We start from the raw sequence: 20,362 nt of genomic DNA on the forward strand, positions 1-20,362 counted from the left end.
CCACGGACGGGTGGTCGGGCGTCACGCCCGGCCACCCGTCCGTCGTGCCACCCGCCACACGTCGACGCGGTCCTCGCCCGAGCCGAACCGTCGTTCGAGCACGGCCCGTCGCACCGCCGCGTGGACGAGGGGCAGGTGTGCCAGGTCCTCGCGCACGGACACGGTCGTGACCACGTAGTCGACCGTGCGGCCGTCGTCGGTGCGGCGTCGGACCTCGGGATCGCTGTCGAGCTTGTGGAACCACACGACGTCGTCGGGGTCACGGCCGGCGCGCACGAGGTCGAGCCACATGGCGTCGTCGACCACCACGACCGCGTGTCGACCGACGTGGGCGGCGAGCCACCGTTCGGCGGATCGCATCGGACGGTCGGCATCGGCGGTCGTCAGCCAGCGGAGGCCCTGCGTGGCGCTCGGCACCCAGAACGCGCCGACGGCGACCACCGCGAGCACGGTGCCGGCCGCCATGGCACGCGTCAACGACCGGGGGAACCGGCGGTCGTGTCGCAGCCATGCGCGGAGGCCGCCCTCCACGACGAGCGCCACGAGGACGGCACCGAACGGCAGGAGCACGACGACGAACGGGACGGGCAGGTACCCGCCGGGCCGGAGCGCCACGGCGACGTGTCCGAGCACGAGGACGGCGATCGGGCGGAGCCGCTGCCGGGCCGTGGCGAGCACCGCGGCGGCGAGCCCGGCGACGACGAAGGGGGCGTCGAGGGACCACCACGACGCCAGCGTGCGCGCGGTGTCGCTCGTCGCGTCGAGGACGGAACCCCCGGCCTCCCGACCGGCGACCTGGAACCACGCCGACCCCAGGAGGCTCACGTGACCCGCGCCGGGGAGGAGTTCGTCCTTGATGGCGGCCGACACCGGGTACACGGCGACGAGCAGGACGAAGAGCGGCACCGCGACACCGGCGGCGGTGCGGCGGACGGCCGGGTGCCCGCGCTGCGCGGCGACCCACGCCAGGGACGGGACGACGAGCACCGTCGTCTCCTTGGTGAGGACCGCGACCGCGCACGCGGCGGCCGCGCCGGCCCAGGCCGGCAGCTGACGGTGTCGCGCCGTGACCAGGACCGCCGCGAGCAGGACCCACGGCACGGCGAGGTCGTCGAGGTAGACCATCCGGTGGAACGCGACCGCCAGCGGCGAGATCGCGAAGACCGCCGCCGCGACGGTGGCCGCGACCGGGGAGCCGCCGAGGCGTCGGGTCAACAGCCAGGTCAGGACGGTGGCCGCGAGGGTGGCGGTGACCACGGCCTCCCGGCCGGCGAGCACCGCGGACTGGTGCCGTGCCAGCGCACCCGTCGCGCCGAACCACAGGGCGAGTTGCATCCACCCCGCCGGGGGATGGTCGTACCAGTAGGTGTAGTGGGCGAGCGCGCCCGAGTGCAGTGAGGACCAGGCCTGCGCGACGTACGTGCCCTCGTCGTCGGCGCGCTGGGGCCTGCGGCCGAGGCCGACGCACAGTGCCACGATCTCGACCACGAGCACGGGTCCGCACCAGACCACTCCCCGCAGGACCGCGGTGCGGCTGCTCACGCCGGGGCCCGGCCCGGCGTGGGGGCACCGCGCCGCTGACGCCGGTGCAGGCCGGTGTGCATCGTCTTCTGCCACGAGTGGTCGCCGCGCACCTCGCGCCACACCGCGACGACGGCCGCGACCGACAGGACGACCTGGAACGGGATCGCCCCGAGCACGAGTCGGACGTGGTCCCCCGGCCGGACCCGACGGCCGAAGGCGCGACCGAACTGGTCGAGTGCGAGGCACTCGACCACGAGCATGAGCGCGGACGGCGCCACGGGCGCGAGCGTCACGAGCGTCACGGGGACCGGGAGGCGCACCGCCAGCGTCTCGACGACGGCCACCGGGACCGACATGCCGATGAGCACCTGCGCGAACGGCATGCCGAGCACGACGCGGGCGAGCGTGCGCCGCCGCCACGACGGGAGGCCCTTCCAGGCGCCGCCACGCAGCACCTGGAGGAACCCCTGGTTCCAGCGCACCCGCTGGCGGAGGAGCCCCCGGAGGTCCGGCGGGGTCTCCTCGCGGGTCGAGTACGTCGGGTCCGTGACGACGTCGATCCGGGCGCCCGCTGCGGAGAGCCGGATGCCGAGCTCGCAGTCCTCGGCGAGGCAGTCGTCCTGCCAGCCGCCGATCCGCTCGAGCACCCGACGGCGGACGAACACGGTGTTCCCCGCGAGGGGCACGACCCCCGCCGCCGCGTGCGCGTGCAGCCGTGACCCGAACCAGAGCGCGTACTCGACCACGTTCCGGACGCGCCACCACGACCGCGCGTGGTTCATCAGCTGCACCCCGCCCTGCACCACGTCCGCGCCCGTCTCCGCGAACCGCGCGTCCACCCGCTCGAGGAGTCGCTCGTGCACGTCGTCCTCGGCGTCGAACACCCCGATGACGCTGCCCGTGGCGACCGCGAGCCCACGGTTCAGGGCGCGCGGCTTCGTCTTCACCCGCCCCCGGTCGACCACCACGCGGACGTGGTCCGGGTGCCGGGCCGCCGCGGCCTCGGCGATCCGGGCCGTCGCGCGGTCGTCGTGCCCGACGATGACGATCACCTCGAACCGCGGGTGCGTCTGGGCGGCGAGCAGGTCGAGCGTGTCCGCGAGGACCCCCTCCTCGTGCCGGGCCGGCACGAGGAGTGAGAACGACCGCGTGCACGGCCTCGGCTTCCGGTCGAACCGGCTCCGCGCCACCCGCTCCGGTGATGCCTGCGTGTGCAGGGACCACAGGAGCGTGAGGACCGCGAAGGCCGTCAGGGCAGCGGCGAGGGCGAGCTGCGTGGCGATCGCGGCGGCGAGGAGTGGCGCGTCGAGCACGGGGTCCCTCCACATCACGGGGCGTCGGGGGTCGGCGTCCCGAGACCGCATGGTGTGCGGGTCCGGAACGTGTCGAGGACGTCGAACCGCACCGATCCGCCCGTCGGCGTCGCTCCTTTACGGCTGGCACTCACCCGGGCGGGGATCCGCTGTCACCCGAGGTCCCGTCCCGCCGGATGACCCTGGCGCTCCCAGCGCTGTTCGCTACTGTGTGCTCGACTGGTCATGTCCGCACAGGACCAGCCCCCGGTCGCCGGGCCTCCACTGCGGGCGAGGAGTACGACGCGTGGCACGACGCAGCGACGAGGGTGCGGCACGACGGATCACCGAGAGCGCGATCCCGAAGCACGCGCAGCTCCGGCGGATCCTGCTCGAACTCGTGACCGAGCGACTGCAGCCGGGCGCCGCGATTCCCTCGGAGCGGCAGCTCATCACCGAGTACGGCGTCAGCCGCATCACCGTGCGCGAGGCCCTCGGCCAACTCGTCAACGAGGGCTACCTGACGCGTGTCCGTGGCAAGGGCACGTTCGTCGCGCACCGACCCGTGCAGTCGACGCTCCACCTCGCCTCGTTCACCGAGGAGATGCGTGCGCTCGGACACACGCCGACCACGGTCGTGCTCCTCCGGGAGGAACGGGTCGCGCCCGCGGACACCGCGGCCGCCCTGCACCTCGAGTCCGACGACGTCGCCGTCCACCTGAAGCGCCTGCGGCTCGCCGACGGCGTGCCCGTGTCGATCGACGACGCCTGGTTCTCGCGCGCCGCGTACCCGGGGCTCCTGGAGCACGACCTCAGCGGCTCGGTGTACTCGCTGGTGGCCGATCGGTACGGGCTGCCGATCGTCCGCGCGGTGCAGACGGTCGCGGCGGACCCGGCGAGCGACGACGTGGCGACACTCCTCGGCACGCGGACCGGGGCGCCCGTACTAGTGTTCGACCGCGTGTCGTTCGCCGAACCCGGCCCGGTGGAGCACACCCGGAGCTGGTACCGGAGCGACCGGTACCGGGTCCAGATGGAGGTCTCGGCCGAGGCGCCGCGGACGATCGCGCTGATCTAGGTCGTGTAGAGCGTCGCGCCCTCGGGCAGGGAGCTGCCCACGGCGTCCTGGGGGACCGAGTCGGGCGTCGAACCGAGGACGACGACCGGGCACACCGGGGCGTAGCCGGCCGCCACGATCGACGCCGGGTCGAACCGCACGACGGGGTCGCCTGCCGCGACGGTGTCCCCCTCGGCGGCGAGGAGCTCGAACCCCGCACCGCCGAGCTTGACCGTGTCGATGCCGACGTGCACGAGGACGTCCGTGCCCTCGGCGCCCTCGATCGCGAACGCGTGCGGGTGGAGCTTGACGATCGTGCCCGCCACGGGCGCCACCGCCGTCACGGACCGGGCGTGCTCGTCCGGGCGCACGGCGACGCCCGCCCCGACGAGCTGGCCCGCGAACACCGGATCCGGCACGTCGGCGAGCCCGACGACCGGTCCGGCGAACGGCGTGCGGACGTCCGTCACAGGATGTCCTCGATGTCCTGCGCCAGGTTGTCGGCCTCGGGGCCGACGATCACCTGCACGCCGGTGCCCATGGCGACGACGGCGATCGCACCCGCCTGCTTGAGCGCGGCCTCGTCGACGAGCGACGGGTCGACCACCTCGGTGCGGAGGCGCGTGATGCAGCCCTCGACCTCCTCGATGTTGTCGGCGCCGCCGAGTGCTGCCACGATCGCTTCTGCCTTCGACATGGGTCCTCCTCCAGGGGATGAACTGCGGTCTCGACGGGGCCGGGACCGGGTTGTTGACACGGACCACGCTGATGTGGAGACTACAGCGAACTGGTCATGACCGGACAGGACCGGCACTGTTCTCGAACAGTACCGACGCGGGATCCGGGCATCAACCACCCATGCTGCACCCGATGACGAGAGGATCCACCATGACCACGGCCGAAGCCGTCCCGGTGTCCACCCCACCGGCCAAGAAGCCCAGTCGCGCGTTCGCCAACCTGCAGCGGCTCGGCCGGAGCCTCATGCTCCCGATCGCGGTGCTCCCGGCCGCCGGCATCCTGCTCCGCCTCGGGCAGGCCGACCTGCTCGGCGCCATCCCCGGGTTCGGGCAGTGGGCCGCGGTCATCTCCGCCGCCGGCAACGGCGTCTTCACGTGGCTGCCGCTCATCTTCGCCGTCGGCATCGCGATCGGTTGGGCCAAGAAGTCCGACGGGTCGACCGCCCTCGCCGCGGTCGTCGGCTACATGGTGCTCTCGAGCGTGTTCACCGCGATGTCGCCCATCGTGCTCGGCACCCACAAGAACGCCGCCGGCACCGTGCCCACGATCAACTACGGGGTCCTCGGCGGCATCGTGATGGGGCTCGTGTCCGCGGTGCTCTGGCAGCGGTTCCACCGGACGAAGCTGCCCGACTTCATCGGGTTCTTCTCCGGCCGACGCCTGGTCCCGATCCTCAGCGCGTTCGCCGGGCTGTTCATCGGCGTGGCGATGGCGTTCCTCTACATCCCGTTCGACGCCGTGATCACCTGGATCGGCAACGCGGTCGCGTCCAACTCGGTCGTCGGCGGCGGGATCTACGGCGCGGCGAACCGCCTGCTCATCCCGACGGGCCTCCACCAGATCCTCAACTCGGTCGTCTGGTTCATCATCGGCGACTACCACGGCGCGCACGGCGACCTCAACCGCTTCTTCGCGGGCGACCCGCACGCCGGCATCTTCATGACCGGGTTCTTCCCGATCATGATGTTCGGTCTCCCGGGCGCGGCCCTGGCGATCTGGCGTCACGCGAAGCCGCAGAACCGCAAGGTCGTCGGCGGCATCATGCTCTCGGCCGCGCTCACCTCGTTCGTCACGGGCATCACCGAGCCGCTCGAGTACTCCTTCATGTTCGTGGCCTGGCCGCTCTACGTCGTGCACGCGGTCCTGACCGGCACGTCGCTCGCGATCGTCAACGCGCTCGGGATCCACGACGGCTTCACGTTCTCCGCGGGCGCGATCGACTACGTGCTCAACTTCGGCAAGGCGCAGGGCGCGATCTGGCTCATCCCGATCGGCATCGCCTACGGCGTCATCTACTACTTCGTCTTCAGCTTCGTCATCAAACGCTGGAACCTCCGGACCCCGGGGCGCGAGGACGACGCGGCGGCCGAGTCGGTCGAGGCGGCCACGACGCCCTGACGTGGCGCGACGGACGGGAGGCGCGGTGCCGGTCGGTACCGCGCCTCCCGTCCGTGGTTTTGACGATCATTCTCAACAGGTCTAGCGTCGAGGGGCGGCAGCGCACGGGCGTTCGCCGCGAGGAAGGACCGCCGTGACCCCGCGCGCACCCCACGAGGACGAGCAGGACGCCGTCCTGTCCCTGCGTGGCGCCGGGCTCGCGTACGGGTCACGGCACCTCTGGCACGACCTCGACCTCGACGTCCGGCCGGGGGAGTTCCTCGCGGTCCTCGGACCGAACGGCGCCGGCAAGACGAGCCTGCTGCGCACCGTGCTCGGGCAGCAGACGCTCACGACCGGCTCGATCCGGTTCCTCGGCGAACCCGTCACCCGCGGACACCGGCGCATGGGGTACGTCCCCCAGCAGCGGCTCATGGAGTCGGGCACGCCGCTGCGGACCCGGGACCTGGTGGCGCTCGGGGTGACCGGGCACCGGTGGGGCCTCCGCCCGGCCCGTGCGGTGGAACGCGCCCGCATCGACGCGATCCTCGACGAGGTCGGCGCCGCCGCGTTCGCCGACGCCCCGGTCGCCGAGCTGTCCGGCGGCGAGCAGCAGCGCGCCCGGGTCGGCCAGGCGATCGCCGCGGATCCCGCGCTCCTGCTCTGCGACGAACCCCTCATCTCGCTGGACCTCCGGCACCAGCGCGAGGTGACCGCGCTCATCGACCGGCAGCGTCGCCAGCGGGACGCCGCCGTGCTGTTCGTGACGCACGACGTCAACCCGATCCTCGACGTCGTCGACCGCGTCCTCTACATCGCGGGCGGCCGCTTCCGGATCGGCGCGCCCGACGAGGTCCTCCGCGCCGACGTCCTGTCCGACCTGTACGGCACGCCGGTCGACGTCGTCCGGACCATGGGGCGCATCGTCATCGTCGGTTCGAACGACCCGCACGACCACCTCGGTGAGCACCACCACCACGAGGGCGATCACGACCTCCGGATCGCCGACGACGCGACGGAAGGACCGGCGCGCCGATGATCCTCGCCACCGACCTGCACCAGCTGCTCTCGACCGTGTTCTCGTTCCAGGACTTCGGCGCGCTGCTCGGCCTCGTGCGGAACTCGATCCTCGCCGGCGCGGTACTCGGGATCGTCGGGGGGCTCATCGGGCCGTTCGTCGTGGCCCGCAACCTGCCGTTCGCCGTGCACGGCATCAGCGAGCTGTCGTTCGCCGGGGCGTCCGCCGCACTGCTCATGGGCGTCGACGTCGTCGCGGGGTCGCTCGTCGGGTCCGTGCTCGCCGCGATCGTCATCGGCCTGCTCGGCTCCCGGGCCCGCGAGCGCAACTCGATCATCGCGGTGCTCATGCCGTTCGGCCTCGGCCTCGGGATCCTGTGCCTCGCGCTGTACCGGGGCCGCGCGGCGAACAAGTTCGGGCTGCTCACCGGGCAGATCGTGGCCGTCGACGACCCCCAGCTCGGGATCCTGCTCGTCGTCGCGGCGATCGTCGTCGTGACGCTCCTCGTCATCTGGCGACCGTTGCACTTCGCCAGCGTCGACCCCGACGTGGCCGCGGCCGCGGGACTGCCGGTCCGGACCCTCGCCCTCCTGTTCATGCTCGTCCTCGGGCTGGCGACCGCGGTGTCCGTGCAGGTCGTCGGGGCCCTGCTCGTGCTCTCGCTGCTCGTCACCCCCGCCGCGGCGGCGCTCCGCGTGACCGTGCACCCCGTGCTCGTGCCCGTCCTGTCGATGGTGTTCGCGGTGACGAGTGTCGTCGGCGGCATCCTGCTCGCCCTCGGCGGAGGCCTGCCGATCAGTCCGTACGTGACCACGATCTCGTTCGCGATCTGGGTCGTCTGTCGGATCGTCGGTGGTCGGCGGGACGCTCGGGGGCGGGACCGCATCGCCCGCCGAGCGGCACGCGAGGACCCAGTGACCACGACGACCCCAGCGGAGGTGGGTGCATGACCCCGACGGACGCGACGGACGCGACGGACGCCCTGCCCGCGGCGGACACCGCCGACGCGACCCCGCACAAGCGCACGACCCGGCAGCGCGGGGCGGTGCGCGAGGCCCTCGACGCCACCGAGGGCTTCGTGAGCGCCCAGGGTCTGCACGCCCGGCTCCGTGACACCGGGTCGACGATCGGCCTCGCGACCGTCTACCGCGCGCTCGGCGGTCTGGCCGACGAGGGCGCCGCGGACGTCCTGCAGCAGGACGGCGAGACCCTGTACCGCGCCTGCACGCCGGGCACGCACCACCACCACCTCATCTGCCGCACGTGCGGCACCACCGTCGAGATCGAGGCGGACGAGGTCGAGTCGTGGGCGCAGCGCGTCGCCGCGGAGCACGGGTTCACCCGCGCGAACCACGTCGTCGACGTGTTCGGCGAGTGCGCGGCCTGCAGCGCGCGGCGCTGACACGGGGCGGCGCACCGCACCACGGGCCGGCCGGGAGGCACCACGCGGGTCCGGCACACGCCTCCCCGTCCGTCCCGGGTCGGCGTTAGGCTGCGGCGCATGTACGTGATCCTGGTGCCGGGGATGTGGCTCGACGCGAGCGCGTGGGACGACGTCGCCCCGGTCCTCCGCGCCGCCGGGCACGAGGTCGAGGCCCTGACGCTCCCCGGGATGCACCCGGGCGACGACCCCGCGTCGGTCGGGTTCGAGGACCAGGTCCAGGCCGTCGTGGACCGCGTTGACGCGGCGAGCCGCACGACCTCGGGTGCCGAGTCGATCGCCCTCGTCGGGCACTCGGCCTCGGGCGCCGTGGTCGGCGTCGCGGTCGACCGCCGGGCGGCGCGGATCCGTGCCGCGGTGTACGTCGACGCGATCCCGTTCCCCGAGGGCGACTGGGACAACGACGAGTTCCCGGTGGTCGACGGCGTCGTGCCGTTCCCGGAGCGCTCGGCGTTCGGCGAGGCCATGGTCCGCGACACCACCGACGAGCAGTGGGCGGCGCTGCATGCGCGGGCGATCCCCGTGCCCGCGGGGGCGACCCGACAGCACTTCCGGCTGACGGACGAGGCACGCCGCCGGGTCCCGACGACGGTCATCACGAGCGAGATGAGCCCGGACGAGCTCACCGCGGGGATCACGGCGCACGCGGACTGGGCGACCGAGCTCGCGGCGACCGAGGACCTCCGCATCGTCGGCCTCGACACCGGGCACTGGGCGATGTCCACCCGGCCGGCGGAGCTCGGGGCGCTCATCGTCGAGGCGCTCGCGCCGCGGCCGACGCAGGGGGTCTGACCCCGCGCTCGCCGGCGCGGCATTCGCCGGCCCTGCGCTCGCCCGGCCCGGTGCCCACCTGCCCTGCGCCCGGCCGGACCGGTCCCGACCCGGACGCGCGTAGCCTCCCGGCCATGGACGTGAGCACGCTGACCACGTGGGCCGGCGCGACCGACTACGACCTGGCGCGCCAGGTGCTGCAGCGTGGTGTCGCGGCGGTCTACGCCATCGCGTTCCTGTCCACGCTCGCGCAGTTCCCGGCGTTGCTCGGTGAGCACGGCCTCCTGCCCGTGCCCCGGTACATGCGGCTCCGGTACGCGCAGCAGCAGCCGATCGTGTGGCGGTGGATCCCGTACACCGACCGGCGGCTGCGGATGCTCGCGGGAGCGGGCGTCGTGCTCGCGCTGTCGGTCGTCGCCGGGTTGCCGCAGCTCGGGCCCGCCTGGGTGCCCGCGGTCGTGTTCCTGCTCATGTGGCTCGGGTACATGTCGATCGTCGACGTCGGCCAGACGTTCTACGGCTTCGGATGGGAGTCGTTGCTCCTCGAGGCCGGGTTCACGGTCGCGTTCCTCGGCTCGGACGACGTCGCCCCGTCGGTGATCGTCCTGTTCGCGATCCGTTGGCTCGTGTTCCGGCTCGAGTTCGGTGCGGGGATGATCAAGATGCGGGGCGACGCGTCGTGGCGGGACCTGACCGCGCTGTACTACCACCACGAGACGCAGCCGATGCCGAACCCCATGAGCCGCACCGCGCACCTGCTGCCGAAGCCCGTGCACCGGTTCGAGACGCTCGGCAGTCACGTCGTGCAGCTCGTCGTGCCGTTCTTCCTGTTCGCACCCCAGCCGGTCGCGAGCATCGCCGCGGCGCTCGTCGTCATCACGCAGCTCTGGCTCGTGGTGAGCGGCAACTTCGCGTGGCTCAACGTCCTCACGATGCTGCTGGCGTTCGCCGCCATCGACGACCGGGCGTTCGGCGCGGTGATCCCCGCAGTGGACGCTGCCGCGGGGCCGACCGCGACGCCGGTGTGGTTCGTCGTGCTCACCGTGCTCGTCGGGCTGCTCCTGCTCTGGCTGTCGTGGCCGCCCGCGAAGAACCTGGTGTCGAAGCGGCAGCTCATGAACGCGAGCTTCAACCGCTGGCACCTCGTCAACGCGTACGGCGCGTTCGGCAGCGTGACGCAGCAGCGGTCCGAGGTCATCGTCGAGGGCACCGAGGCCGAGGTCCCGCAGGAGGGCGACTGGGTCCCGTACGAGTTCAAGGGGAAACCGGGGGACCCGCGCCGGCGCCCGCGGCAGTTCGCGCCTTACCACCTGCGGCTCGACTGGCTCATGTGGTTCCTGGCACTCGGCGCCGACGACGGCTGGTTCCGGGTGTTCGTCGTGCGCCTGCTCGAGGCGGATCGGCCGACGCTCCGCCTGCTCCGGGTGGACCCCTTCGACGGACGGCGTCCCCGGTGGATCCGTGCGCGGATGTTCCTGTACCGGTTCGCGACGCGTGAGGAGCGCCGTGCGACGGGCCTGTACTGGGTGCGGCAGGAGCAGTTCACCCTCGTGCGTCCGACGGGGATGGCGCCCCAGCGCGAGCGGTGACCCCGGGTGCGGTCCGGCCCCGCCTCCGGCCCCGGTCGGGCCTCGGCTCCGCCGGCCCCGGCTCACGAGCGTGCAAGACGGGCCGCTCACGTTCCTCCCGTACGGCGAGTCGTGCTCTCTCGGCGGACGCGAGCGGCGGGTCGGGCGGTCTCGGCGCGGACGCGAGCGGTGGCCGCGTGCGGCCGGCCGGGAGGCGCGGCTTGCGACGCGCCCGGGCCTCACGTAGGCTTGTCGCTTGGTCCGTCGCGTCCGCGCGGCGAACTGTTGTTCTGCCCTCCGACCATCGCAGCAGCCGTGGTCGCGCGGATCCGCTCCCTCGGGAACGGACGGGGCGGTGCGCACAGCCCCCTCGCTCCTGTCGATCGGTCGACTCGAGCGCGTGCGCGCCAGGCAAGTGACCTTGGGTGTGGCCGATCCGGCCGCACGGTAACCATCTCAGGAGGAGACCATGGCAGCAGTCTGCCAGGTGACCGGCGCCGTTCCCGGCTTCGGGCACAACATCTCACACTCGCACCGCCGGACGAAGCGCCGCTTCGACCCGAACGTGCAGAAGAAGACGTACTTCGTGCCGTCGCTCCGGCGCAACGTCACGCTCACCGTCAGCGCGAAGGGCATCAAGGTGATCGACGCCCGCGGCATCGAGTCCGTGGTCAAGGACATCCTGGCCCGTGGGGAGAAGATCTGATGGCCAAGCGCGGTCAGGACATCCGTCCGATCATCAAGCTCCGTTCCACGGCGGGCACCGGGTTCACCTACGTGACCAAGAAGAACCGCCGGAACAACCCCGACCGCCTCGTGCTCAAGAAGTACGACCCGGTCATCCGCAAGCACGTCGACTTCCGCGAGGAGCGCTAAGCATGGCCAAGAAGAGCAAGATCGCCAAGAACGACCAGCGCGCGGTCATCATCGAGCGCTACGCCGAGCGTCGTCTCGAGCTGAAGAAGGCCCTCGTGGACCCGAACGGCACCGACGAGAGCCGCGAGGCCGCCCGCGTCGGCCTGCAGAAGCTCCCGCGCGACGCCTCGCCGGTCCGCTACCGCAACCGCGACGCCATCGACGGTCGCCCCCGCGGCAACATCCGCGAGTTCGGCATCAGCCGTGTCCGCTTCCGCTCCATGGCGCACCGCGGCGAGCTCCCCGGCATCACCAAGTCGTCCTGGTGACGCCGACCCGCTGACACCGCGGGTCACCACGAACGAACGCTCCTCGTCCCTCGGGTCGGGGAGCGTTCGTCGTTCCCTGGGTGATGCGGTCGACCCTGGGTGATGCGGTCGACCGCGGGTGATGCGATGGGCCGTGCGCTCGGTCACATGGGTCACAGCAGCCCCAGCAGTCCCGAGGAACCGCGAGAATCCGGGCGAGTTGGCCGGGATGCGCCCGGGTGGCTGGTAGGTTCGCCTACGGTTCCACGGGCCCTCGGCCTCGTGGTCACCCCGCTCGGGTGCGGCATGCGCCCGGTCTGTACCGCTGAGAGTCCGAGGAGGACATCCATGGCTGACAAGTCCCTCAACCGCACCGAGCTCGTCGCCGCGATCGCGACCGAGTCGGGCCAGAGCCAGGCCGCCGTCAACGGCGTCGTCGACGCGCTCTTCTCCGTCGTGTCGAAGTCGCTCAGCGAGGGCGCCAAGATCTCGATCCCCGGGTGGATCGCGTTCGAGAAGACCCACCGCGCCGCCCGCACGGGCCGCAACCCGCAGACGGGCGAGGCGCTCGAGATCGCCGCGAGCGACAGCGTCAAGGTGAGCGCGGGCAGCAAGCTCAAGGCCGCCGTCAAGTAACGACGGCGAATTGACGACGGGGACGGCGCGTTGCGCCGTCCCCGTCGTCGTTCCCGGCCTGTCGTGCGTTCCACGACCGCGATCCACAGTCGGTCGGGGTCGCCGGGGCATCGCCGTAGGCTGGACGGGTGACTCGTCTCGCCCGGATCGCCGCGCCCGCGGTGCTGCTCCTCATGGCGTTCGTGTCCGTGCTCGTGGCACTCGTCATCGGTGGTGCGGCGGACGCCCCGCTCGTGTCGGATCCCGGTGCCGCCGTCCGGTTCGGTCTGCCGATCGCCAAGACCGTGGTGGACCTGGCGGCCGCCGCGACCATCGGCGGCCTCGGGCTCGCCACCGTCGCGCTGTCCCGCACGGCACCGGAGTGGAACCGAGCACTCGACGTCGCCGCCGCCTCCGCCGGCGTGTGGACGGTCGCCGCCGCGGTCACCACGTTCTTCTCGTTCCTCAGCGTCGTGGACGTCCCGGTCACGCTCGACCAGCAGTTCGGCCAGTCCCTCAGCGTGTTCCTGACCGGCACGGATCTCGGGTTGGCGTGGATCGTCACGGTCCTCGTCGCCGCCGTGGTCACGGTCCTCTGCTTCGCGGTCCGCTCCCGCGGGCTCGTGGCCCTCGTCGCCGGCGTCGCGATGGTCGGCCTGGTCCCGATGGCCGAGCAGGGGCACGCCGCGGGCACGGCCAGCCACGACGCAGCCGTCACGGCACTCGGACTGCACCTCGTCGGCGCGGCGCTCTGGGTCGGCGGGCTGCTCTCCCTGGCGCTCCTCCGCGGCGTCCTCCCCGCCGAGCGGCTGCCGCTCGTCACCGCGCGGTACTCGAGCATCGCGCTCGGGTGCTTCGTGCTCGTGGCCGCCTCGGGGTACGCCTCCGCATCGATCCGCGTCGGGAGCTGGGGGGCGTTGCTCACCCCGTACGGCGTCCTCGTGCTCGTCAAGACCGCGGCGCTCCTGGGCATCGGTGTGCTCGGCGCACTGCAGCGTCGTCGGACCGTCGTCGCGCTCGCGGCCGACCCCGCCCGGCGGCGCCCCTTCTGGACGCTCGTGGTCGCCGAGCTCGCGGTGATGGGCGTCGCGTCGGGCTTCGCGGCGGCGCTCGCCCGCACTGCGCCCCCGGTCGACCAGGTCGCCCTGAGCACGACCAGCGACCCCACGCCCGCCGAACTGCTCACCGACGATCGTCTGCCCGCCGCGCCCGGCGGGTGGACGTGGCTCACCGGCGGCTCGCTCGACCTGTTCTGGGTCATGGCCGTCGTGCTGCTCGCCGCGGTGTACGCGGCCGGGGTCATCCGCCTCCGGCGTCAGGGTCGGCGGTGGCCGGTGCTGCGGACCGTGTCGGCGATCGCGACGGTGCTCGTGCTGCTCGCTGCGACGAACGGCGCGCTGCACCGGTACGACCGGTTCCTCGTGTCGTCGGCGCTCGCCGAGCACGTCCTCCTCGGGCTCCTCGTGCCGGTGCTCGCCTGGGGTGCCGGTCCGGTCCTCCTGATCCGGGCCGCGGTGCACCCGCGGCAGGACGGCAGCACCGGCGTCCGCGAGTGGACCGGGATCCTCGTCGACAACGTGGTCGTCCGCTACCTGGCGCAGCCGTTCCCCGCGGCCGTGCTCCTCGGCGCGCTCTGGTGGGCGTACGTCGACACCGACGTCCTGCGGTGGGCGGCCGACGACGGCATCACCCGCACGGTGACCGACGTCGTGTTCCTCGCGGTGGGGCTCGTCGCCGTGCCGACGCTCCTGACGCCGGTGGCGGTCGGGGCTCGACGCCCGAGCACCGGCGCGGCACTGGTCCGGATCGGCAGTGGGGCGCTCGTCGCGGCGTCGATGGTGGTGCTCGGCTCGGTGCTCCGAGGCCCGCTCGGCCTGGTCCAGGCGTCCTGGTTCGGCGCGATGGGCCGGACCTGGGGCCCCGATCCCGTGGTCGACCAGGCGCGCGGCGGACTCGTGCTCGTCGTGGCCGGCATCGCCTTCCTCGTGCTCGTCGTCGTGGTGGTCCTCGTGCGGTCCCGACGCTCCTCGTCCGAGGGTGAGCCGACCGTCCGGTCCACGGGTCCGACGGCCCGGGTCGACGCCGGTGTGACGACGGCGGTGGGCCGGTCATGAGTCCCGAGCTGACGCCGGAGCAGCGGGCGGTCTTCGAGTACATCGAGTCCACCCGTGACCACGTCTTCATCACCGGCCGGGCGGGCACCGGCAAGTCGACCCTCCTGCACCACCTGTCGTGGAACACCGCCAAGCAGGTGGTCATCTGCGCGCCCACCGGTGTCGCGGCGCTCAACGTCGGCGGTCAGACGATCCACTCGCTGTTCCGGCTGCCGATCGGACTCATCGCGGACGCCGACCTCGAGCAGAACAGCGAGGTCCGCAAGCTGCTCAACACGATCGACACCGTCGTCATCGACGAGATCTCGATGGTCAACGCAGACCTGCTCGACGCCATCGACCGCTCCCTCCGCAAGGCACGCCAGCGCTCCCACGAGCCCTTCGGCGGCGTGCAGGTCGTCATGTTCGGAGACCCCTACCAGTTGCCACCGGTGCCGGGGGACGCCGACGAGCGGGCGTACTTCGCCGACCACTACCGGTCGATGTGGTTCTTCGACGCCAAGGTGTGGCTCGAGACCGAGCTGCACATCGTCGAGCTGGCCCGCATCCACCGGCAGCGTGACGACGCGTTCGCGGCGATGCTCACGGCCGTGCGCCACGGACGGGTCACGGCGGACGTCGCGAACGCGCTCAACACCGCGGGAGCGCGACCGGCTCCGGACGGCGTGATCACCCTCGCGACCCGGAACGACACCGTCGCGCGGATCAACAAGACCGCGCTCGACCGACTACCCGGCCGCGTGAAAACCGCCAAGGCCGAGGTGAGCGGGGACTTCGGCGGCCGGAACCACCCCGCCGACGAGGCGCTCGAGCTGAAGCCCGGCGCACACGTCATGTTCCTGCGGAACGACGCCGACCAGCGGTGGGTGAACGGGACGATCGGCGTCGTCACGAAGATCCGCGACACCGTCTGGGTCGAGGTCGACGACGAGGAGTTCGAGGTCCAGCCGAGCGTGTGGGAGAAGGTCAAGTACTCGTACTCGGCGGCGACGAAGGAGCTCAAGAAGGACGTCGTCGGCGAGTTCCAGCAGTTCCCGCTCCGCCTCGCCTGGGCCGTCACGATCCACAAGTCGCAGGGCAAGACGTACGACCGCGCCGTCGTCGACCTCGGCACCCGGGTGTTCAGCGCGGGGCAGGCGTACGTCGCGTTGAGCCGGATCACCTCGCTCGACGGGCTCTACATGACACGGGACCTCCGGCCCCGCGACATCATCGTCGACAACGACGTCCGGCGGTTCATGTCCGAGGCGCCGCGGATCATCGCGACCGCGCTGCCGGCGCCGCCCCGGTGAGCTCCTGCGTCCGCTGACCCGGTGAGCGCCTCCCGTGCGGCGCGCCGCCCGGACACGACGACGCCCCCGGGGTGTCCCGGGGGCGTCGTCGGTGTCGTGGTGCGGGGCGGTCAGGCGCCGGCGCGGTTGAGGCCGCGGATCGCCCGCAGGTTCTGCTTGTCGGCACCGATCGCGGTGAGCACGAGGATCGCGCCGACGATGACGTGGAAGACGTTGTCGGTCGTGTTCGCCGCCAGGACGTTCGCGCTCGTGTTCATGAACACGAACCCGTAGACGCCGATCACGAGGACGATGACGCCGACGAGGAGGTTCATGCCCCGCGCGGACGGGAGCGTGCCCATGCCGGCGATGAGGAGGGCCGCCGCGAGCGCCGTCCAGATGAACGCCAGGGCGGGGTTCACGAGGAACGCGCCCCAGAGGTAGCCGCCTTCGTTGCCGAGGAAGTGGTGACCGCCGTTGCCCGCGAAGAAGAAGCCGAGGACGCCCCAGATGGCGAACATCGAGCCCGCCGTCATGGCGAGCGCCCGGTTCGGTGAGGACGCGAAGCTCGGCTGGACGATGGACATCTCGTTCTCCTCTCCTCGGACGTCGTGGTCGTCCTCGGGATCGTGGGTCAGTGCCGCCCAGATGCGCGCCGAGCGCGACGGTCGATGGTCGCTCTCAGCCTCCGGCGGGCGGGGAAACGGTATCGTGTCCCGCCCCGACCGGCCCAATCGGAGCGCCGCCACGATGCGGATGCCCACGCCGACGACCACCGCCCCGATCAAGAGGAGTCCCGTGACCTTCACGCCCGACCGCACCGGCGAGGTGTCACGTCGGGGACGGTGGTTCCTGCTCGCTGCCGTGGGTTTCGTGGTCGTGCCTCTCGTCTACGCGGCCGCCGTGCTGACCCCGATCGGTCAGCGCCTCGAGGACGCTGCGTTGAGCGGGGTCCGTGACACGGACCTGTTCGGGTCCGACACCGCGCTCAACGTCATCTCGGTCCCGGTGATCCTGCTGCTCGTCGTCGTGATCGTCGCCGTCGGTCTGGGCCGACGGCGGCTCGGCGTGGGCATCGGAGCCGGGGTCGTGGTGCTCGCGTCCGCGGGGACGTCGACCTTGCTCAAGCGTATCGCCGCGCGCCCTGAGATCGCCGGGTCGACGACCCCGAACTCGTTCCCGTCGGGTCACGCCACGATCGCGCTCGCGGCGTCGTTCGCGGTGCTCATGGTGACCCCCCGGCGGTTCCGGCCCGTGGTGCTGCTCGTCGGCGCCGCCTACGCGGTGATCGTGGCGAACCAGACCGTCGTCTACGGCTGGCACCGCATGAGCGACATCGTCGGCGCGTGTGGGGTCGCGCTCTTCTGGCTCGGGATCGTCCGGGCGGTCGGACCGCGGGTCGACCTCGGCCTGCGGGGCGACCGCGACGCTCCGCGGGGGCCGCGCGTCCTCGTCACCGGAGCGCTCCTGGCGGCCCTCGGCATCGCCGTGCTCATCGGCGCCGTCGCCGCGGTCGTGTTCGTGGTGAGCGACGCGGCGGACGGTCCGTCCCTGCTGGTCGCGGGTCGGATGGCGGCGTCGGGGAGCGTCGTGCTCACGATGCTCGCGGTGTGGCTCGCCGACGGCATGCACCACGCCGGTGGGGGTGGTCGGCGCTGACGAGCGGTCTGGCCGGAGTGCGTGAGGCGGTCGCCGCGGTTCAGCGCTGCGAGACGGGCGAGATGACGAGCTCGTCGACGCGGACGTGTCCGGGAGCGTCGAGGACGAACTGCACGGCTGCGGCGACGTCCTCGGGGGTGAGCATCACCGCGCGGGCGTCGGCGTCCGGCACGACCGGACGCATCGCCAGGAAGTCCGAGTCGACGTCTCCCGGGCACAGGTGGCAGGCCCGGACGCCGTGCTCGGCCTCCTGGTCGTTCAACGTCCGGACGACGGATCCCAGGGCGGTCTTGCTCGCGCTGTAGGCCACGCCGGCCCCGGGCGAGAACTGCCATCCCGAGTACGACGACACCACGACCACGACGCCGGCCGCCCGCCGCAGCTCCGGCAGCGCGAGGTCGACCGCCGCCACCACCGCCGTGAGGTTCGTGTCGACGATCTGTGTGAAGCGGGCGAGGTCCTGGTCTGCCCATCGTCGGGCTGGGTCGTTGAGACCGGCGGCGAGGACGAGACCGTCGATGCGGCCCAGACGATCGACGAGCTCGGCGTGGGCGGCGGCCAGGGCCCGCCGGTCCGTCACGTCGACCGGCAGGGCGATCGCGTCCCCACCGTCGGACCGGACCTCGGCCACCACCGCGTCCAGGGCCTCCCGGCGACGGCCGCTCACCGCGACGCGCCACCCTGCGGCCGCAGCCATCCGCGCCGCCGCGCGCCCCATCCCGGTCCCGCCGCCCGTGATCCACAGCACCCGTGCGTCATCGCTCATCGTCCGTCCTCCTGTCGTCAGTATGCTCGGCGGCACGACGCGGACGGGTGGAGGCAGCGAGGATGCTGATCGAGTTCAACGACCAGGTGGTCGTGGTGAGCGGTGCGGGCCGGGGGATCGGACGCACCATCGCGGAGCGGTTCCTCGCCGAGGGTGCGACGGTGTTCGCGCTCGACCTGGCGTTCGGTGCGGCGGGCGACGGAGCTGCTCCGACGCCGGCCGACCGGTTCGTCGAGCTCGTGTGCGACGTCAGCGATCCGGCCTCGGTCCGCTCCGCGGTCGCGACGATCGTCGAGCGCGCCGGACGGATCGACGTGCTCGTGAACAACGCCGGCATCAACGTCGAGGGCACCATCGACACGCTCGACCCCGACCGCTGGCGGCGGTGCTTCGACGTCAACGTGGGCGGGGTGTTCCTGATGAGCCAAGCGGTGATCCCGACCATGCGGGCGCAGCGGTCCGGACGCATCGTCAACGCGGCGTCGTTCGCGGCGATCGTGCCGAGCGTCGGGAGCGCTGCCTACGCGGCCTCGAAGGCGGCGGTCGTGCAGTTCACGCGGGTCCTGGCGGGTGAACTCGGGCCGTGGGGCGTCACGGTGAACGCCTACGCCCCGGGCATGGTGCCGACGGCGATGAACGGCTTCGCCGACATGGACCACGCGGCGCAGGCGCGACTGCTCGACACGCTGTCGCTCCGCCGCTGGGAGACCGCCGACGACGTGGCCGACGTGGTCTGCTTCCTCGCGAGTCGAGCTGCCGGGTACGTCACCGGCGCGCTCATCGACGTGAGCGGCGGCAAGTTCGCCACGCAGATCCCGGCGAAGGCCTACGAGATCGCGGCGCTGCCGGACTGACGCGCTCCCTGCCCGGGCGACGGCGCTGTCCCGCTCCGCGCGGTGGGCTCGCTCCGGGTCAGGGGCAGTGCAGCGTCGACGAGGCCCGCTGCCCTTCGCGGCGTTCGACACGGTGCTGTGAGAGGGGCGCGCCGCAGAGCGGGCACGCGCGGTCCACCGTGCGGTCGTCGGGGCCCTCGGGACGCCCGGCGCCGATCTGCGACGGCCCCATCTTCTCGATGAGCGTCGTGTTCCAGCGCGTGTACCAGCGTCCGAATCGACCCGCCATCGCTCCTCCAGTTCGTTCGTACCCTAATGATCAGTGTACGACGCTGTTCTGCCTCCTGACCACAAGCGACGGGTCAGGAGGCGTCGTCGACGACCGACAGGAGGGCCGTCAGGTCGTCCTTCAGGGCCTCCAGACGGGCGACCGGCCACCCCAGTCGGGCGGCGACGGCGAGCGGCACCGCCCGCGCCCGCTCGCGCAGGGCGCGACCCGCGGTCGTCAACGACACCTGCAGCTGGCGCTCGTCGCTCGGGCTGCGGTCACGACGGACGTAGCCGGATGCCTCGAGCCGCTTGAGGAGGGGGCTGAGCGTCGCCGAGTCGAGGTGCAGCTCGCGCGCGATCGCCCGGACCGACCTGGGGGAGTCCTCCCACAGCGCGAGCATCACGAGGTACTGCGGATGCGTGAGACCCATCGGCTCGAGGAGCGGCCGGTACAGCCCGATCACGGCCCGGGACGTCGCCGCGAGCGCGAAGCAGAGCTGACGGTCGAGGGCGAGCGGGTCCACGGTCTCCGGCGCAGCGGTCATGGCTCGATCCTACGTTCGTGCCCTCATGGTTCGTGCGCTGCCGCCCTCGAACTGGGGCGCGCTGCGACGTTGTCCGCCGTCCGGACGACACCTACGCTCGGAGGAGTACCCGCTGCACCCGGACGGACCGGACCGCGCCCGTGCCCGGTCCGAGCGGTGTATCCCTCCCGGTCCCTGCTCCTGTCGACGCGCTACCCGTCCCGTCGAGCGGACGCAGTGGACCGGGACCCCGAAGGCGTCGTGTTCCACGCGTGTCGCCGCCTCCACCATGCCGGTGCCAGCGACGCGGACGCATCGCGGAACGTGCAGTCGATGTCGCTTCTCAACTCAGGTGAGACCG

The 20,362-nt window shown here is 72.3% G+C and carries 23 protein-coding genes; 15 read left to right on the top strand and 8 right to left on the bottom strand.

All coding sequences use genetic code 11. The features are described from left to right. Positions 1 to 21 precede the first annotated feature (21 nt). On the bottom strand, positions 22 to 1,542 hold the full coding sequence (locus DEI93_RS02035; RefSeq protein ID WP_146244393.1) for a glycosyltransferase family 39 protein: 1,521 nt from the start codon (positions 1,540 to 1,542) through the stop codon (positions 22 to 24). After that, the gene (locus tag DEI93_RS02040) at positions 1,539 to 2,837 is read right to left on the bottom strand and encodes a glycosyltransferase family 2 protein (protein ID WP_220037874.1); all 1,299 of its coding nucleotides are present in this window, start codon (positions 2,835 to 2,837) and stop codon (positions 1,539 to 1,541) included. The genes DEI93_RS02035 and DEI93_RS02040 overlap by 4 nt, the downstream gene beginning before the upstream one ends. Before the next feature lie 286 nt (positions 2,838 to 3,123). Between DEI93_RS02040 and DEI93_RS02045 the strand changes: the two genes are divergently transcribed. After that, positions 3,124 to 3,894, top strand: a complete 771-nt coding sequence (locus DEI93_RS02045; protein WP_258372226.1) for a GntR family transcriptional regulator — start codon at positions 3,124 to 3,126, stop codon at positions 3,892 to 3,894. Here DEI93_RS02045 and DEI93_RS02050 read toward each other — a convergent pair. Together DEI93_RS02050 and DEI93_RS16525 are read right to left on the bottom strand one after the other, a co-directional pair. Further along, positions 3,891 to 4,343, bottom strand: a complete 453-nt coding sequence (locus DEI93_RS02050) for a PTS sugar transporter subunit IIA (RefSeq protein WP_111119663.1) — start codon at positions 4,341 to 4,343, stop codon at positions 3,891 to 3,893. The genes DEI93_RS02045 and DEI93_RS02050 overlap by 4 nt on opposite strands. Next, positions 4,340 to 4,798 (bottom strand): PTS sugar transporter subunit IIB, encoded by a 459-nt coding sequence (locus tag DEI93_RS16525; protein ID WP_502868536.1) that lies wholly within the window; start codon positions 4,796 to 4,798, stop codon positions 4,340 to 4,342. Before DEI93_RS16525 ends, DEI93_RS02050 begins: the two co-directional genes overlap by 4 nt. Here DEI93_RS16525 and DEI93_RS02060 point away from each other — a divergent pair. The 12 genes from DEI93_RS02060 (at position 4,762) to DEI93_RS02115 (ending at position 15,970) form a co-directional block, all read left to right on the top strand. Next, positions 4,762 to 6,009: a PTS transporter subunit EIIC gene (locus DEI93_RS02060; protein ID WP_111119664.1), complete on the top strand. Its 1,248-nt coding sequence runs from the start codon at positions 4,762 to 4,764 to the stop codon at positions 6,007 to 6,009. The two genes, DEI93_RS16525 and DEI93_RS02060, sit on opposite strands and share 37 nt — an antisense overlap. A gap of 133 nt (positions 6,010 to 6,142) precedes the next feature. Next, positions 6,143 to 7,027 carry a metal ABC transporter ATP-binding protein gene (locus tag DEI93_RS02065; protein WP_111119665.1) on the top strand — a complete coding sequence of 295 codons (885 nt, stop codon included), beginning with the start codon at positions 6,143 to 6,145 and terminating at the stop codon, positions 7,025 to 7,027. Next, positions 7,024 to 7,956: a metal ABC transporter permease gene (locus DEI93_RS02070; protein WP_111119666.1), complete on the top strand. Its 933-nt coding sequence runs from the start codon at positions 7,024 to 7,026 to the stop codon at positions 7,954 to 7,956. Before DEI93_RS02065 ends, DEI93_RS02070 begins: the two co-directional genes overlap by 4 nt. Then, the gene (locus tag DEI93_RS02075) at positions 7,953 to 8,408 is read left to right on the top strand and encodes a Fur family transcriptional regulator (RefSeq protein WP_111119667.1); all 456 of its coding nucleotides are present in this window, start codon (positions 7,953 to 7,955) and stop codon (positions 8,406 to 8,408) included. Before DEI93_RS02070 ends, DEI93_RS02075 begins: the two co-directional genes overlap by 4 nt. 99 nt (positions 8,409 to 8,507) lie before the next feature. Continuing rightward, positions 8,508 to 9,239: an alpha/beta hydrolase gene (locus tag DEI93_RS02080; protein WP_111119668.1), complete on the top strand. Its 732-nt coding sequence runs from the start codon at positions 8,508 to 8,510 to the stop codon at positions 9,237 to 9,239. Between the two features lie 113 nt (positions 9,240 to 9,352). Further along, complete coding sequence (locus DEI93_RS02085; RefSeq protein WP_111012210.1) at positions 9,353 to 10,807, top strand: lipase maturation factor family protein; 1,455 nt, start codon at positions 9,353 to 9,355, stop codon at positions 10,805 to 10,807. Positions 10,808 to 11,255: 448 nt separating this feature from the next. Further along, positions 11,256 to 11,492 carry a 50S ribosomal protein L28 gene (rpmB, locus tag DEI93_RS02090; RefSeq protein ID WP_111009717.1) on the top strand — a complete coding sequence of 79 codons (237 nt, stop codon included), beginning with the start codon at positions 11,256 to 11,258 and terminating at the stop codon, positions 11,490 to 11,492. Beyond that, complete coding sequence (gene rpmG / locus DEI93_RS02095; RefSeq protein WP_110823153.1) at positions 11,492 to 11,662, top strand: 50S ribosomal protein L33; 171 nt, start codon at positions 11,492 to 11,494, stop codon at positions 11,660 to 11,662. Before rpmB ends, rpmG begins: the two co-directional genes overlap by 1 nt. 2 nt (positions 11,663 to 11,664) lie before the next feature. Continuing rightward, positions 11,665 to 11,970: a 30S ribosomal protein S14 gene (rpsN, locus tag DEI93_RS02100; RefSeq protein WP_111009716.1), complete on the top strand. Its 306-nt coding sequence runs from the start codon at positions 11,665 to 11,667 to the stop codon at positions 11,968 to 11,970. 327 nt (positions 11,971 to 12,297) lie between these two features. Continuing rightward, entirely contained in the window at positions 12,298 to 12,585 is a 288-nt protein-coding gene (locus DEI93_RS02105; protein WP_111009715.1) for an HU family DNA-binding protein, read from the top strand. A gap of 128 nt (positions 12,586 to 12,713) precedes the next feature. Then, positions 12,714 to 14,678, top strand: coding sequence for a bifunctional copper resistance protein CopD/cytochrome c oxidase assembly protein (locus DEI93_RS02110; RefSeq protein ID WP_111119669.1), 1,965 nt, complete (start codon positions 12,714 to 12,716; stop codon positions 14,676 to 14,678). After that, positions 14,675 to 15,970 carry an ATP-dependent DNA helicase gene (locus DEI93_RS02115; RefSeq protein ID WP_111119670.1) on the top strand — a complete coding sequence of 432 codons (1,296 nt, stop codon included), beginning with the start codon at positions 14,675 to 14,677 and terminating at the stop codon, positions 15,968 to 15,970. The genes DEI93_RS02110 and DEI93_RS02115 overlap by 4 nt, the downstream gene beginning before the upstream one ends. Positions 15,971 to 16,080: 110 nt before the next feature. On the opposite strand, the gene DEI93_RS02120 is transcribed toward DEI93_RS02115, so the two are convergent. Beyond that, positions 16,081 to 16,536: a DUF4383 domain-containing protein gene (locus tag DEI93_RS02120; protein ID WP_111012409.1), complete on the bottom strand. Its 456-nt coding sequence runs from the start codon at positions 16,534 to 16,536 to the stop codon at positions 16,081 to 16,083. A gap of 211 nt (positions 16,537 to 16,747) precedes the next feature. Between DEI93_RS02120 and DEI93_RS02125 the strand changes: the two genes are divergently transcribed. Continuing rightward, a complete protein-coding gene (locus tag DEI93_RS02125; RefSeq protein WP_181435041.1) occupies positions 16,748 to 17,608 on the top strand; it encodes a phosphatase PAP2 family protein in 861 nt (286 codons plus the stop codon). A gap of 40 nt (positions 17,609 to 17,648) precedes the next feature. Here the strand turns inward: DEI93_RS02125 and DEI93_RS02130 are convergent, their stop codons facing one another. Then, the gene (locus tag DEI93_RS02130) at positions 17,649 to 18,374 is read right to left on the bottom strand and encodes an SDR family oxidoreductase (RefSeq protein ID WP_111035421.1); all 726 of its coding nucleotides are present in this window, start codon (positions 18,372 to 18,374) and stop codon (positions 17,649 to 17,651) included. 62 nt (positions 18,375 to 18,436) lie between these two features. Between DEI93_RS02130 and DEI93_RS02135 the strand changes: the two genes are divergently transcribed. Next, complete coding sequence (locus DEI93_RS02135; protein WP_111012215.1) at positions 18,437 to 19,228, top strand: SDR family NAD(P)-dependent oxidoreductase; 792 nt, start codon at positions 18,437 to 18,439, stop codon at positions 19,226 to 19,228. 58 nt (positions 19,229 to 19,286) lie between these two features. Here the strand turns inward: DEI93_RS02135 and DEI93_RS02140 are convergent, their stop codons facing one another. Both DEI93_RS02140 and DEI93_RS02145 read right to left on the bottom strand, forming a co-directional pair. Next, positions 19,287 to 19,496 (bottom strand): hypothetical protein, encoded by a 210-nt coding sequence (locus DEI93_RS02140; RefSeq protein WP_111012216.1) that lies wholly within the window; start codon positions 19,494 to 19,496, stop codon positions 19,287 to 19,289. Positions 19,497 to 19,569: 73 nt separating this feature from the next. Next, on the bottom strand, positions 19,570 to 20,022 hold the full coding sequence (locus tag DEI93_RS02145) for a MarR family winged helix-turn-helix transcriptional regulator (RefSeq protein ID WP_111119671.1): 453 nt from the start codon (positions 20,020 to 20,022) through the stop codon (positions 19,570 to 19,572). Positions 20,023 to 20,362 lie beyond the last annotated feature (340 nt).

The sequence above is a fragment of the Curtobacterium sp. MCBD17_035 genome (assembly GCF_003234815.2).
Lineage (GTDB): Bacteria > Actinomycetota > Actinomycetes > Actinomycetales > Microbacteriaceae > Curtobacterium.

What these genes read in the sequence shown, in the direction of transcription:
- DEI93_RS02070 (WP_111119666.1), top strand. Translation starts at nt 7,024, where the DNA reads ATGATCCTCGCCACCGACCTGCACCAGCTGCTCTCGACCGTGTTCTCG.
- rpsN (WP_111009716.1), top strand. Translation starts at nt 11,665, where the DNA reads ATGGCCAAGAAGAGCAAGATCGCCAAGAACGACCAGCGCGCGGTCATC.
- DEI93_RS02080 (WP_111119668.1), top strand. Translation starts at nt 8,508, where the DNA reads ATGTACGTGATCCTGGTGCCGGGGATGTGGCTCGACGCGAGCGCGTGG.
- DEI93_RS02060 (WP_111119664.1), top strand. Translation starts at nt 4,762, where the DNA reads ATGACCACGGCCGAAGCCGTCCCGGTGTCCACCCCACCGGCCAAGAAG.
- rpmB (WP_111009717.1), top strand. Translation starts at nt 11,256, where the DNA reads ATGGCAGCAGTCTGCCAGGTGACCGGCGCCGTTCCCGGCTTCGGGCAC.
- DEI93_RS02105 (WP_111009715.1), top strand. Translation starts at nt 12,298, where the DNA reads ATGGCTGACAAGTCCCTCAACCGCACCGAGCTCGTCGCCGCGATCGCG.
- rpmG (WP_110823153.1), top strand. Translation starts at nt 11,492, where the DNA reads ATGGCCAAGCGCGGTCAGGACATCCGTCCGATCATCAAGCTCCGTTCC.
- DEI93_RS02115 (WP_111119670.1), top strand. Translation starts at nt 14,675, where the DNA reads ATGAGTCCCGAGCTGACGCCGGAGCAGCGGGCGGTCTTCGAGTACATC.
- DEI93_RS02135 (WP_111012215.1), top strand. Translation starts at nt 18,437, where the DNA reads ATGCTGATCGAGTTCAACGACCAGGTGGTCGTGGTGAGCGGTGCGGGC.
- DEI93_RS02140 (WP_111012216.1), bottom strand. Translation starts at nt 19,496, where the DNA reads ATGGCGGGTCGATTCGGACGCTGGTACACGCGCTGGAACACGACGCTC.
- DEI93_RS02085 (WP_111012210.1), top strand. Translation starts at nt 9,353, where the DNA reads ATGGACGTGAGCACGCTGACCACGTGGGCCGGCGCGACCGACTACGAC.
- DEI93_RS02130 (WP_111035421.1), bottom strand. Translation starts at nt 18,374, where the DNA reads ATGAGCGATGACGCACGGGTGCTGTGGATCACGGGCGGCGGGACCGGG.
- DEI93_RS02120 (WP_111012409.1), bottom strand. Translation starts at nt 16,536, where the DNA reads ATGTCCATCGTCCAGCCGAGCTTCGCGTCCTCACCGAACCGGGCGCTC.
- DEI93_RS02145 (WP_111119671.1), bottom strand. Translation starts at nt 20,022, where the DNA reads ATGACCGCTGCGCCGGAGACCGTGGACCCGCTCGCCCTCGACCGTCAG.
- DEI93_RS02075 (WP_111119667.1), top strand. Translation starts at nt 7,953, where the DNA reads ATGACCCCGACGGACGCGACGGACGCGACGGACGCCCTGCCCGCGGCG.